This is a genomic window from Streptomyces thermospinosisporus (assembly GCF_039526425.1).
GTDB lineage: Bacteria > Actinomycetota > Actinomycetes > Streptomycetales > Streptomycetaceae > Streptomyces > Streptomyces thermocarboxydovorans.
The window spans coordinates 18,857-30,700 of the sequence record NZ_BAAAIZ010000074.1; the positions used below are offsets into that span (position 1 = coordinate 18,857).

Genomic DNA, 11,844 nt, shown 5'->3' on the forward strand with positions numbered 1-11,844 from the left:
CGGGCCCCTGTGGTGCCGTGGGCGGCACCGTGAGTCACTCGCTGGGCGCCCAGTAGTCGAGCAGGGTGGCGACGCCGGGCTCCAGGGACTTCCAGGAGCCGGTGAAGGACAGCAGGGCGAAGGCGGCGGCCGGGAAGCCGCGGCGGTTCATCCGCTCACGGGCGTCGCCCTCCGAGGAGCCGGCCAGAACGTCGGCGAGGCCCTGGATGCCGGGGTTGTGGCCGATCAGGAGGACGTTCTGAACGTCGTCGGGGGTCTCGTTGAGCAGGGCGATGAGCTCGCCGGGCGAGGCCTCGTAGATCCGCTCCTCGTAGACGGTCTTCGGGCGCTGCGGGAACTCCTGGACGGCGAGCTTCCAGGTCTCGCGGGTGCGGGTGGCGGTGGAGCAGAGGGCCAGGTCGAAGGCGATGCCGGTGTCGGCGAGCTTGCGTCCGGCTGCGGCGGCGTCCATCCGGCCGCGCTCGGCGAGCGGGCGCTCGTGGTCGTCAACGGGAGGCCAGTCGGCTTTCGCATGCCGGAAGAGGGCAATCCTGCGGGGTTCTGCGACGCTCATGCGTCCCAGCTTCGCATGAAACAGACCACAGGGCGCAGGGAGTTGACGAGCACTTCCGGGGGCGTTCCGCCACTGCTCAGCGGGCAATCAGCTGGTGCGCTCGCTCCAGGATGAGGCTGAGGGCCGGTTCGCCGGTGGCCGCCTGGGCGTCGGCGGGGTGGAGTATCAGCGTCAGCAGCGTCACGAAGGCGAGCGCGGGGAGGGCGAGCGCCCACCACGGCAGCCGGATGTCGACGCCGCCCCGGGGGGCCGGGTGCGGCCGGGTCCGCGTACGCGCCGACATGGGGCCTCCGCTCTTCGAGTGCTGAGTCCTACCGTGACTCCGCTGTGCGCGGGTACGACTCGAAGGTACGGAGCGCGGGAGTGCGGGCCCATCCGGTGATCCACCCACTTGTCCCTGAGCCTGGTCCCCTAGGGGATGCGGGGGCTAGCCCCACCCCGTTCGGGGCACGGAGGGCCCCGCGGGCGGTGTCACGGCGCGAGCAGGGCCGCGATCACACCGATGACGACAAAGATGGCGAAGAACGCGCCGAAGACCAGCAGCAGCTTCTTCTGGCCGTTCTGCGGGTTCGGATCAAGCACTGGCATACCCCAAGTCTCCCACCCGCACACCACCCACCACGCCCCGGGGCCACCCGGCGCGGCGCCCCAGGCCCGGACGGGGGCTCTCCCTCCCCGGGGGTATGCCCAAGGCACGCCCCGACGCGTCGCCCGGGCCATCAACGGGGCTTCCCCCGGGTAGGCCCGGGCAAGCCGCCCCCGGGCCGAACGCGTCTCCCCCGGGGCCGCCCGCGCACGGCACCAGAGGTGCGACGAGGCCCCCGGTACACCTGAGCAGGCCACCCCAAGCCCGACGCAGCTCCCCCCGGGGCATGCCGGGGCAGACCGCCCCGAGCCTCGACAGGGCTCCCGGGAGCCGGCAGGGATCCCGAGGTGTCCCCGGACGAAGCCCCCCGCGGAGCGGCGCTCAGCGGACCGTCGCCTCGTCCTCCACCGTGCGGTCGCGGCCTGCCAGGACGCCCATGAGCATCTGGGGGATCATCAGGCCGGCCATGAGGGCGATGGGCAGACCCCAGCCGCCGCTGTGCTGGTAGAGGACGCCGACCAGCAGGGGGCCCGGGATGGAGATCAGATAGCCGGTGCTCTGTGCGAAGGCCGACAGCTGGGCCACCCCCGCGCCGCTCCTGGCTCGCATGCCGACCATGGTGAGCGCGAGCGGGAAGGCGCAGTTGGCGATGCCCAGGAGGAGGGCCCAGGCCCAGGCGCCGGCCGCCGGGGCGAGGTAGAGGCCGGCGTATCCGGCGAGGCCGCAGGCGCCGAGGGCGACCACGATCGGCCCCTGGCTGGGCAGCCGGGAGGCGAGGCGGGGTATGACGAAGGCGAGCGGTACGCCCATCACCATGGTCACGGCGAGCAGCACTCCTGCGGTGCCCGCGGGCACGCCCGCGTCCCGGAAGATCTGCGCCATCCAGCCCATGGTGATGTAGGCGGCGGTCGCCTGGAGCCCGAAGAAGACGGCGAGCGCCCAGGCGGTGGGGCTGCGGGTGATGCGCAGCTTCGGGGCGCCGTCCCGCTCCCCCGCCCGCTGCTGCGGTGCCTCCTGGCGGGGCAGCCGCGAGCCCGCGCCGGACGCCCGGCCGGCCACGGGTCCCGGCTCGCGGTCCCGTACGAACGGGATCCAGGGCAGTACGGCCGCGGCGGCGAGGGCCGCCCACAGGGCGAGGCCGGACTGCCAGTTCCCGCCCACCGCGTCGGTGAGCGGCACGGTCACCGCCGCCGCCAGGGACGTGCCGAGGGCGAGGGCCATCGAGTACAGGCCGGTCATGGACCCGACCCGGTCGGGGAACCAGCGCTTGACGATGACCGGCATCAGGACATTGCTGACGGCGATGCCCATGAGGGCGAGGGCGGTGGCGGCGAGGAAGCCGGCCGTGCCGCCCGCGAAGGGGCGGATCAGCAGGCCGGAGGCGATGGCGGCCATGCCGGCGCACACCACCGCGCCCGGCCCGAAGCGGCGGGCGAGGCGGGGGGCGGTGACGCCGAAGACGGCGAAGCACAGCGAGGGCACCGAGGTGAGCAGCCCGGCGACGCTGCCGCTCATGCCGAGCCCGTCGCGGACCTCCTCGAGCAGCGCTCCGAGGCTGGTGATGGCCGGGCGCAGGTTCAGCGCGGCGAGGACGATGCCGGCGATCAGCAGCGGCTTCGCCCAGGCGGGTGCGGTGGTGCCGCTCATGCCGGGGACCCCGTTCTCGGCCGGGGTGGCTGCAGTCCTGGACCGGAGTGCTCGCGTTCTGTTTCCAGCCATGCCGCTCATCATAGAATCATGGGATGATTGGTTGTCCAACGCGTGGTTGCCGTCCGGCGCCCCCGACCGTGCGAAAGTATGTGCCATGCCCCTGACCCATCCCCGCCGTTCGGCACTGTCCGAGCAGGTCATCGCCGCGCTGCGGAGCCAGATCACCTCGGGCGAGTGGCCGGTCGGCTCCCGCATTCCCACCGAGCCGGAGCTGGTGGAGCAGCTCGGGGTGGCCCGCAACACGGTGCGCGAGGCGGTGCGGGCGCTGGCGCACAACGGGCTGCTGGACATCCGCCAGGGCTCGGGGACGTACGTCGTGGCGACCAGCGAGCTGGCGGGCGTGATGCACCGCCGCTTCGCCGACGCCGACCCCCGGCACATCGCCGAGCTGCGCTCCACGCTGGAGTCGGCCGGGGCGCGGCTGGCCGCCGAGCGGCGCACGGAGAAGGACCTCAAGCAGCTCGACACGCTGCTGCGGCGCCGCGAGGAGGCCTGGGAGTCGGGCGACGCGGAGGCGTTCGTGGTGGCCGACGCGACTTTCCATCTGGCCGTGGTGGCTGCCTCGCACAACGACGTGATGACCACGATGTACGCGGACCTGAGCGAGGTGCTGCGGGACTGGCTGCGCGAGGACGTGGGCCGGGAGCTGAACCCGGAGGCCCACATGGACCACGCCCGGCTGGTCGACGCCATCCGGGCGCAGGACGCGGCGACGGCCGCCCAGGAGGCCGCCTCCTATGCGTTCGGCTGCCGCCCGGCGCCGCTCAGCTCGCCCGCTGGTGGCTGATCCACGCGGAGCGCACCTTCTGCCAGCAGCGCCCCGTCAGCTTCACGGTCTGCGCCGGTTCGGCGGCGACGGCGCGGGAGTCGCTGTCCAGGTCCCACCAATGGGCGCACTCGACGTGCAGCCGCACCAGGTCGGTGTCCGGATAGGGATTGTGGCAGTAGGCGGTCACCCAGGATCCGTCGACGCGGATGAAGCACGCGGCCCCGAACAGGTCGTCGGCGTCCTCGGCGTCCTCGGTGCCCAGTCTCATCAGGTGGCCGGCCGGGGCCCGGCCGGGCTGGACGCGCGGCTGGGCCGCCGCCTCGTACGGAAGGACGAGCGCGACGGCGACGGCGACGGTCGCTGAGGCCAGGCGGAAAATGCGCACAAGGGACCTCCTCGGCCGTACTGGGGAGGGGGAACACGCGGTGGACGCGCACCTTCACGATGCCCCGCCGCCGTCAGGCCCCGCCCGCCCGGCTGAGCCGAACGGGTGACACGACGGGCGCCGCACCGACAGGGACCGACGGGGACCGACAGGCACGAGGGCCCGCGCCGGCCGGACGCGGGCCCTCGTGCTGAAACGTGCTGTCAGGCGCCGATGGCGTGCAGGCCGCCGTCCACGTGGATGATCTCGCCGGTGGTCTTCGGGAACCAGTCGCTCAGCAGCGCGACGATGCCACGGCCGGCCGGCTCCGGGTCCTTCAGGTCCCACTCGAGCGGGGAGCGGCTGTCCCACACCGAGGCCAGCTCGCTGAAGCCCGGGATGGACTTGGCGGCCATGGAGCCGATGGGGCCCGCGGAGATGAGATTGCAGCGGATGTTCTGCTTGCCCAGGTCGCGCGCCATGTAGCGGTTGGTGGCCTCCAGGGCGGCCTTGGCGGGGCCCATCCAGTCGTACTGCGGCCAGGCGTACTGCGCGTCGAAGGTGAGGCCGACGACGGAGCCGCCGTTCTGCATCAGCGGCAGGCAGGCCATGGTCAGCGACTTCAGGGAGAAGGCGGAGACGTGCATGGCCGTGGCGACGGACTCGAACGGCGTGTTGAGGAAGTTGCCGCCGAGCGCGTCCTGCGGGGCGAAGCCGATGGAGTGGACGACGCCGTCGAGGCCGCCGAGCTCCTCACCGACGAGGTCGGCGAGCCGGCCGAGGTGCTCGTCGTTGGTGACGTCGAGCTCGATCACCTTGGTGGGCTTGGGCAGCTTCTTGGCGATGCGCTCGGTCAGCGTGGGCCGCGGGAACGCGGTCAGGATGATCTCGGCGCCCTGCTCCTGGGCCAGCTTGGCGGCGTGGAAGGCGATGGACGACTCCATCAGCACACCGGTGATGAGGACGCGCTTGCCCTCGAGAATTCCGCTCATGGTGTTCAGTGACCCATTCCCAGTCCGCCGTCAACGGGGATGACGGCTCCAGTGATGTACGAGGCGTCGTCCGAGGCGAGGAACCGCACCGTCGCGGCGACCTCCTCCGGCTGCGCGTACCGGCCGAGCGGCACCTGCGACAGGATGGTGGAGCGCTGCTCCTCGCTGAGCGCCCTGGTCATGTCGGTCTCGACGAAGCCGGGCGCGACGACGTTGAAGGTGATGTTGCGCGAGCCCAGCTCACGGGCGAGGGAGCGCGCGAAGCCGACCAGGGCGGCCTTGGAGGCGGCGTAGTTGGCCTGGCCCGCGGAGCCGAGCAGCCCGACGACCGAGGAGATCAGCACCACGCGGCCCTTCTTGGCGCGCAGCATGCCGCGGTTGGCGCGCTTGACCACGCGGAAGGTGCCGGTCAGGTTGGTGTCGACGACCGAGGTGAAGTCCTCCTCGGACATGCGCATCAGGAGCTGGTCCTTGGTGATGCCCGCGTTGGCCACCAGGACCTCGACGGGGCCGTGCGCCTCCTCGACCTCCTTGTAGGCCTGCTCCACCTGCTCGGCGTCGGTGATGTCGCACTTGACGGCGAGGCAGCCCGCCTCCGTCAGGGCGGCCGGCGGCTCACCCGAGCGGTAGGTGTACGCGACCTTGTCGCCGGCGTCGGCGAAAGCGCGGGCGATGGCGAGGCCGATGCCCCGGTTGCCTCCGGTGACGAGAACCGAGCGGCTCAACGGATCACCCTTTCGGTAGCGGTCTGTGGACATCCGCCCGGACACCTGGAGGACAGGCGGCGATGACAGGCGGCTTCACCGAAAACCTATCGGTCGTGGTGTGCCCGGGGACATTCGGGCACCGACAGTGGCCGGTGGATCGCTCTGTCGGGTCCCTACAGAAAGTCGGGTCCCTACAGAGGGCTCCGGCCGCGCGGAAGAAACCTGTGGCCCCCGAACGGGCGACACGACATGATGCGCAGCGGCAACCGTGCCCGGCGAACACTCAGGGACGCCGACGGCATGAGCGAACACCGGCAGACGGCATGAGCGAAGCCGAGAAACACCGGAACACCGAAACACCGGGAACACCGGGAACACCGAGAACACCGAGAACACCGGGAACACCGGGAACACCGACAGGAAGAGACGTAGGTGCCTCATAGCATTGACGAAGCCTTCACGGCCCTGCCCCTGCGCTCCCTCGCCGACGCCGCGCTGGCCCGCGCGCGGTCGCTCGGCGCGGAGCACGCGGACTTCCGGCTGGAACGGGTGCGGGACGCGTCCTGGCGGTTCCGGGACGCCAGGCCCGCGGGATCGTCGGACACCACCGACCTCGGGTACGCGGTGCGGGTGGTGCACGGCGGGACCTGGGGATTCGCCTCCGGGGTCGATCTGACGCCGGACGCCGCCGCGAAGGTGGCCTCTCAGGCGGTGGCCATGGCGAAGCTGTCCGCGCAGGTGATCAAGGCGGCGGGGTCCGACGTGGGGGCACCTCCCACGCCTTTCGGGCAGTGGGGGAGGGTGGAGCTGGCGGACGAGCCGGTGCACGCCGACAAGACGTGGGTGTCCTCGTACGAGATCGACCCGTTCACCGTGCCCGACGAGGAGAAGGCCGGGCTGCTGGCCGAGTGGAGCGCCCGGCTGCTCGCGGCGCCCGGCGTGGACCATGTGGACGCCTCGCTGCTCACCGTGCACGAGAACAAGTTCTACGCCGACACGGCCGGCACGGTGACCACCCAGCAGCGGGTGCGGCTGCATCCGGTGTTCACGGCGGTGTCGGTGGACGAGTCGAGCGGCGAGTTCGACTCCATGCGCACCCTGGCGCCCCCGGTCGGCCGCGGCTGGGAGTATCTGCGGGGCACCGGCTGGGACTGGGACGACGAGCTGGCGCGGATCCCGGAGCTGCTCGCCGAGAAGATGCGCGCGCCGAGCGTGGAGCCGGGCCTGTACGACCTGGTGATCGACCCGTCCAACCTGTGGCTGACCATCCACGAGTCCATCGGGCACGCCACCGAGCTGGACCGCGCCCTCGGCTACGAGGCCGCCTACGCGGGGACCTCCTTCGCCACCTTCGACCAGCTGGGCAAGCTGCGCTACGGCTCGGAGCTGATGAACGTCACCGGCGACCGCACCGCCGAGCACGGCCTGGCCACCATCGGCTACGACGACGAGGGCGTCGCGGCGCAGTCCTGGGACCTGGTCAAGGACGGCGTCCTGGTCGGCTACCAGCTGGACCGGCGGATCGCCAAGCTGACCGGCTTCGAGCGCTCCAACGGGTGCGCCTACGCCGACTCGCCCGCCCATGTGCCGGTGCAGCGGATGGCCAATGTGTCCCTGCAGCCGGACCCGGCCGGGATGTCGACGGAGGACCTGATCGGGTCGGTCGACCGCGGCATCTATGTGGTCGGCGACCGGTCGTGGTCCATCGACATGCAGCGCTACAACTTCCAGTTCACCGGGCAGCGCTTCTACCGCATCGAGAACGGCCGGCTGGCCGGCCAGCTCAAGGACGTCGCCTACCAGGCCACCACCACCGACTTCTGGGGTTCCATGGCCGCCGTCGGCGGGCCCCAGACCTATGTGCTGGGCGGCGCCTTCAACTGCGGCAAGGCCCAGCCGGGGCAGGTGGCGGCGGTCTCGCACGGCTGCCCGTCCGCGCTCTTCAAGGGAGTCAACATTCTGAACACCACGCAGGAGGCCGGCCGATGAGCGCGCGTGTCGTCAGCAAGCCGCACGAGATCGTCGAGCGGGCTCTGGAGCTGTCCCGGGCCGACGGCTGTGTCGTGATCGCCGACGAGCAGTCGACCGCCAATCTGCGCTGGGCGGGCAATGCGCTGACCACCAACGGGGTCACCCGCGGGCGCACCCTCACCGTGATCGCCACGGTGGACGGCGCGGAGGGCACCGCCTCCGGGGTGGTGTCCCGCTCGGCGGTGACCATGGACGAGCTGGAGCCGCTGGTGCGGGCCGCCGAGGCCGCCGCGCGCGGCGCCGGTCCCGCCGAGGACGCGCAGCCGCTGGTCACCGGGGTGCCGGAGTCCCCCGAGTTCACCGAGGCGCCCGCGGAGACCTCCTCGGCCGTGTTCGCCGACTTCGCGCCGGCCCTTGGCGAGGCCTTCACCCGGGCACGGGCGGGCGGCCGGGAGCTGTACGGCTTCGCCCACCACGAGGTGGTCTCCACCTATCTGGGCACATCCACGGGGCTGCGGCTGCGCCACGACCAGCCCAACGGGACGCTGGAGGTCAACGCCAAGTCGCCGGACCGCACCCGCTCCGCGTGGGCGGGGCGCTCCACGCGGGACTTCAAGGACGTCGACCCGACGGCGCTCGACGCCGAACTGGCGGTACGGCTGGGCTGGGCCGAGCGGCGGCTGGAGCTGCCCGCGGGCCGCTACGAGACGCTGCTGCCGCCGAGCGCGGTGGCGGATCTGCTGGTCTACCAGATGTGGTCGGCCTCCGGGCGGGACGCGGCCGAGGGCCGCACGGTGTTCTCCAAGCCCGGCGGCACCCGGGTGGGCGAGAGGCTGTCCGAGCTGCCGCTGACGCTGCGCAGCGACCCGCACGCGCCGGGCCTGGAGTCGGCGCCGTTCGTGATCGCGCACTCCTCGGGCGACGACCAGTCGGTGTTCGACAACGGGCTGCCGCTGGCGGCCACGGACTGGATGCGCGAGGGGGCGCTGCGCCGGCTGATCACGACCCGGCACAGTGCCGGGCTGACCGGGCTGCCGGTGGCCCCGGCGATCGACAATCTGATCCTGGAGGGCGGCGCGGACCGGTCGCTGGAGGAGATGGTCGCGGCCACCGAGCGGGGCCTGCTGCTGACCTGCCTCTGGTACATCCGCGAGGTCGACCCGGCGACGCTGCTGCTGACCGGGCTCACCAGGGACGGGGTGTACCTGGTGGAGAACGGCGAGATCACCGGCGAGGTGAACAACTTCCGGTTCAACGAGTCGCCGGTGGACCTGCTGGGCCGGGCCACCGAGGCGGGGCGCACCGTCAAGACCCTGCCCAGGGAGTGGAGCGACTGGTTCACCAGGGCGGCGATGCCCCCGCTGCGCGTCCCGGATTTCAATATGAGCTCGGTCAGCCGGGGCGTATAACCTCGTAGGCGTCGCAATCGGCTGTCACCCGGCCGGCCGAAGATCATCAAGGAGACACGAGAGACGTGACGGACATCGTCGACGAGCTGAAGTGGCGTGGCGTGATCGCCCTGTCCACTGACGAGGACGCTTTGCGCAAGGCGCTCGCGGACGGTCCCGTCACGTTCTATTGCGGTTTCGACCCGACCGCGGCCAGCCTCCACGTCGGCCACCTGGTCCAGGTCCTGACCATGCGCCGCCTGCAGCAGGCGGGCCTGCGCCCGCTGGCGCTGGTGGGCGGCGCGACCGGCCAGATCGGCGACCCGCGCCCGACCGCCGAGCGCACGCTGAACGACCCGGAGACGGTCGCGGCCTGGGTGGAGCGGCTGCGCGCGCAGATCGAGCCGTTCCTGTCCTTCGAGGGCGAGAACGCGGCGAAGATCGTGAACAACCTGGACTGGACGGCCAACCTGACGGCCATCGAGTTCCTGCGCGACATCGGCAAGCACTTCCGCGTCAACAAGATGCTGACGAAGGACTCGGTCGCGCGGCGTCTGGAGTCCGCCGAGGGCATCAGCTACACGGAGTTCAGCTACCAGCTGCTGCAGGGCATGGACTTCCTGGAGCTGTACCGGCGCTACAACTGCACCCTCCAGCAGGGCGGCAGCGACCAGTGGGGCAACCTCACGGCGGGCCTGGACCTGATCCACAAGCTGGAACCGCAGGCCGAGGTGCACGCGCTGGCGACGCCGCTGCTGACCAAGGCGGACGGCACCAAGTTCGGCAAGACCGAGGGCGGCGCCGTCTGGCTCGACCCGGAGATGACCACGCCGTACGCGTTCTACCAGTTCTGGCTGAACGCGGACGACCGGGACATCTCCACGTACATGCGGATCCTGTCCTTCAAGTCCCGTGAGGAGCTGGAGGAGCTGGAGCGGCAGACCCGGGAACGTCCGCAGGCGCGGGCGGCCCAGCGGGCGCTGGCGGAGGAGCTGACCACGCTGGTGCACGGTGCCGAGCAGACGGCGGCCGTGATCAACGCCTCCCGGGCGCTGTTCGGGCAGGGCGAGCTGGCCCAACTGGACGAGCGGACGCTGACGGCGGCGCTGTCGGAGGTGCCGCACATCCAGGTGTCCCAGCTCGGCCCGGTGGTCGACCTGTTCGCCGAGGTGGGCCTGGTGCCGAGCAAGTCGGCCGCGCGGCGCACCGTCCGGGAGGGCGGCGCCTACGTGAACAACGTCAAGGTCGCGAGCGAGGACGCGGTCCCGGCGAAGGAGGATCTGCTGCACGGGCGGTGGCTGGTGCTGCGCCGGGGCAAGAAGAACCTGGCCGCGGCGGAGGTCACCGGCGCCTGAGCCGCTACGGCGGCCCTGTACGGAGTGGGGGCGGCTTCCGGTCTGGTCCGGGGCCGCCCCTTCGTCGTGCCGGGCGGGCCGGGCCGCTGGCTAAGCGCGTTGTCTCTTGTTCCCGCGGACCTGCATGTACAGCGCGTCGATCAGGCCCACGATGATCACGGCGGCCACCACCTGGAAGATGTGGCGGCTCCAGTCGATGCCAGGGGTCTCCTCGACGCCGAAGCCCCGGGCCACCGCGTTGCCCACGATGGCCCCGAGGATGCCGCCGATGGTGGTCAGCCACAGGGGGCTGTGCTGCTTGCCGGGAATGATCGCCTTGGCGATCAGACCGAGCACGAATCCCACGATGACGGCCCACAACCAGCCCATGGCTGCCTCCTACCGCTGGACGTACCGCTTGACGCGAGCAGTACAGCCAGTGTCGGCCCACTCCCCCGGCCCCGCATGTCGGGAGTGCGGCGCCGGGAACCCGGTCTCGTGGACGCCGCGCACAGGGCGTAACGTGGTGATGTTCTCCGAGGCGCGGGCGGATGGTGAGTGTGATGCGGAAACAGCACGGCGGCGCCCAGATCTTCCGGATCACCGGTGCGCGGGCGAGCCTCCAGGAGGACGTACGAGGGCGGCAGCGCCGGTACGTGATCTCGATGACCATCCGTACGATCTCGGTCATCCTCGCGGCGACCCTGTGGAACGTGGAGCGGCATGTCGCGATCGTGGCGCTGGTCCTCGGACTGGTGCTGCCGTACATCGCCGTGGTGATCGCCAACGCGGGTCGCGAGAACGCGCCGCCGACCCCCTCGACCTTCATCACGCCGCCGCTGCGGCCCATGATCACGCCGCCCCGGACGAATGACGGCGGGACCGGGCCGGGCACGGAAGAAGTGGCGCCCGAGCCGACTCCGGGCGCACGAACGCAGCGGCCCAAGCCTTCGTGAGCCGTGGGGCCGGGGAGCACGGTGGGCCGGAGCGGAAGCCGGTTCCCCGCCAAGCTCAAGAAAAGCTCAGATCAATCATGCTCTTTCGGTGCCAGCGGCGGGGTGACCCGTGACATACTTCGTACGCGCTCCGCATCCCCCGTCGGAGCGACGGACCGACGCCGGGCAGCTCCCCCCGTGGCTGCTCGGCGTCGCCCCTTTCCCGGGCCTTCCCGGACCTTTCCCCGGGCCGAGCAGGTTAGGGTCGGACGGTGATCAACCCTGACCCCGAGACGCCGATCTGCTCCGCCAAGGGCTGCCGCGCCCCCGCCGTGTGGGTGCTCGCCTGGAACAACCCGAAGATCCACACGCCGGACCGCCGCAAGACCTGGCTCGCCTGCGAGGAGCACCGCGAGCATCTGTCCCAGTTCCTGGGCGTGCGGGGGTTCCTCAAGGACGTGGTGAGGTTCGAGGAGTGGCAGGAGCAGCAGGAAGGGCAGGACCGGCCCGAAGGCTGAGCTGCGGCCGGGCCGGC

The 11,844-nt window shown here is 71.5% G+C and carries 14 protein-coding genes; 6 read left to right on the top strand and 8 right to left on the bottom strand.

Going from position 1 to position 11,844, the window contains the following annotated elements:
* Positions 1-34: 34 nt before the first annotated feature.
* From ABD207_RS23230 to ABD207_RS23245, 4 genes are all read right to left on the bottom strand, one after another.
* On the bottom strand, positions 35-553 hold the full coding sequence (locus ABD207_RS23230) for a SixA phosphatase family protein (protein WP_344015047.1): 519 nt from the start codon (positions 551-553) through the stop codon (positions 35-37).
* 76 nt (positions 554-629) lie between these two features.
* Positions 630-836 (bottom strand): hypothetical protein, encoded by a 207-nt coding sequence (locus ABD207_RS23235; RefSeq protein ID WP_344015049.1) that lies wholly within the window; start codon positions 834-836, stop codon positions 630-632.
* 188 nt (positions 837-1,024) lie between these two features.
* Entirely contained in the window at positions 1,025-1,141 is a 117-nt protein-coding gene (locus ABD207_RS23240; protein WP_277350678.1) for an SGM_5486 family transporter-associated protein, read from the bottom strand.
* Between the two features lie 379 nt (positions 1,142-1,520).
* Positions 1,521-2,786, bottom strand: a complete 1,266-nt coding sequence (locus ABD207_RS23245; RefSeq protein ID WP_344015050.1) for a CynX/NimT family MFS transporter — start codon at positions 2,784-2,786, stop codon at positions 1,521-1,523.
* Between the two features lie 157 nt (positions 2,787-2,943).
* Here ABD207_RS23245 and ABD207_RS23250 point away from each other — a divergent pair, with 157 nt between their 5' ends.
* Positions 2,944-3,636 carry a FadR/GntR family transcriptional regulator gene (locus ABD207_RS23250; RefSeq protein WP_344015051.1) on the top strand — a complete coding sequence of 231 codons (693 nt, stop codon included), beginning with the start codon at positions 2,944-2,946 and terminating at the stop codon, positions 3,634-3,636.
* Here ABD207_RS23250 and ABD207_RS23255 read toward each other — a convergent pair.
* From ABD207_RS23255 to fabG, 3 genes are all read right to left on the bottom strand, one after another.
* The gene (locus ABD207_RS23255; protein WP_344015052.1) at positions 3,614-4,003 is read right to left on the bottom strand and encodes a hypothetical protein; all 390 of its coding nucleotides are present in this window, start codon (positions 4,001-4,003) and stop codon (positions 3,614-3,616) included. The two genes, ABD207_RS23250 and ABD207_RS23255, sit on opposite strands and share 23 nt — an antisense overlap.
* Positions 4,004-4,206: 203 nt before the next feature.
* Positions 4,207-4,974, bottom strand: coding sequence for an enoyl-ACP reductase FabI (fabI, locus tag ABD207_RS23260; RefSeq protein ID WP_167991275.1), 768 nt, complete (start codon positions 4,972-4,974; stop codon positions 4,207-4,209).
* A gap of 5 nt (positions 4,975-4,979) precedes the next feature.
* Positions 4,980-5,699: a 3-oxoacyl-[acyl-carrier-protein] reductase gene (gene fabG, locus ABD207_RS23265; protein ID WP_344015053.1), complete on the bottom strand. Its 720-nt coding sequence runs from the start codon at positions 5,697-5,699 to the stop codon at positions 4,980-4,982.
* Positions 5,700-6,113: 414 nt separating this feature from the next.
* Between fabG and ABD207_RS23270 the strand changes: the two genes are divergently transcribed.
* The 3 genes from ABD207_RS23270 (at position 6,114) to tyrS (ending at position 10,395) form a co-directional block, all read left to right on the top strand.
* Complete coding sequence (locus ABD207_RS23270; RefSeq protein ID WP_344015054.1) at positions 6,114-7,670, top strand: TldD/PmbA family protein; 1,557 nt, start codon at positions 6,114-6,116, stop codon at positions 7,668-7,670.
* A complete protein-coding gene (locus ABD207_RS23275) occupies positions 7,667-9,061 on the top strand; it encodes a metallopeptidase TldD-related protein (protein WP_344015055.1) in 1,395 nt (464 codons plus the stop codon). Before ABD207_RS23270 ends, ABD207_RS23275 begins: the two co-directional genes overlap by 4 nt.
* Before the next feature lie 65 nt (positions 9,062-9,126).
* A complete protein-coding gene (tyrS, locus tag ABD207_RS23280) occupies positions 9,127-10,395 on the top strand; it encodes a tyrosine--tRNA ligase (RefSeq protein ID WP_344015057.1) in 1,269 nt (422 codons plus the stop codon).
* 90 nt (positions 10,396-10,485) lie between these two features.
* Here tyrS and ABD207_RS23285 read toward each other — a convergent pair whose 3' ends face one another.
* Positions 10,486-10,764: a GlsB/YeaQ/YmgE family stress response membrane protein gene (locus ABD207_RS23285; protein WP_344015058.1), complete on the bottom strand. Its 279-nt coding sequence runs from the start codon at positions 10,762-10,764 to the stop codon at positions 10,486-10,488.
* Positions 10,765-10,937: 173 nt separating this feature from the next.
* Here ABD207_RS23285 and ABD207_RS23290 point away from each other — a divergent pair, with 173 nt between their 5' ends.
* Together ABD207_RS23290 and ABD207_RS23295 are read left to right on the top strand one after the other, a co-directional pair.
* Entirely contained in the window at positions 10,938-11,330 is a 393-nt protein-coding gene (locus ABD207_RS23290) for a DUF3099 domain-containing protein (RefSeq protein ID WP_344015059.1), read from the top strand.
* 251 nt (positions 11,331-11,581) lie between these two features.
* The gene (locus tag ABD207_RS23295) at positions 11,582-11,827 is read left to right on the top strand and encodes a hypothetical protein (RefSeq protein ID WP_344015060.1); all 246 of its coding nucleotides are present in this window, start codon (positions 11,582-11,584) and stop codon (positions 11,825-11,827) included.
* Positions 11,828-11,844: the final 17 nt, after the last annotated feature.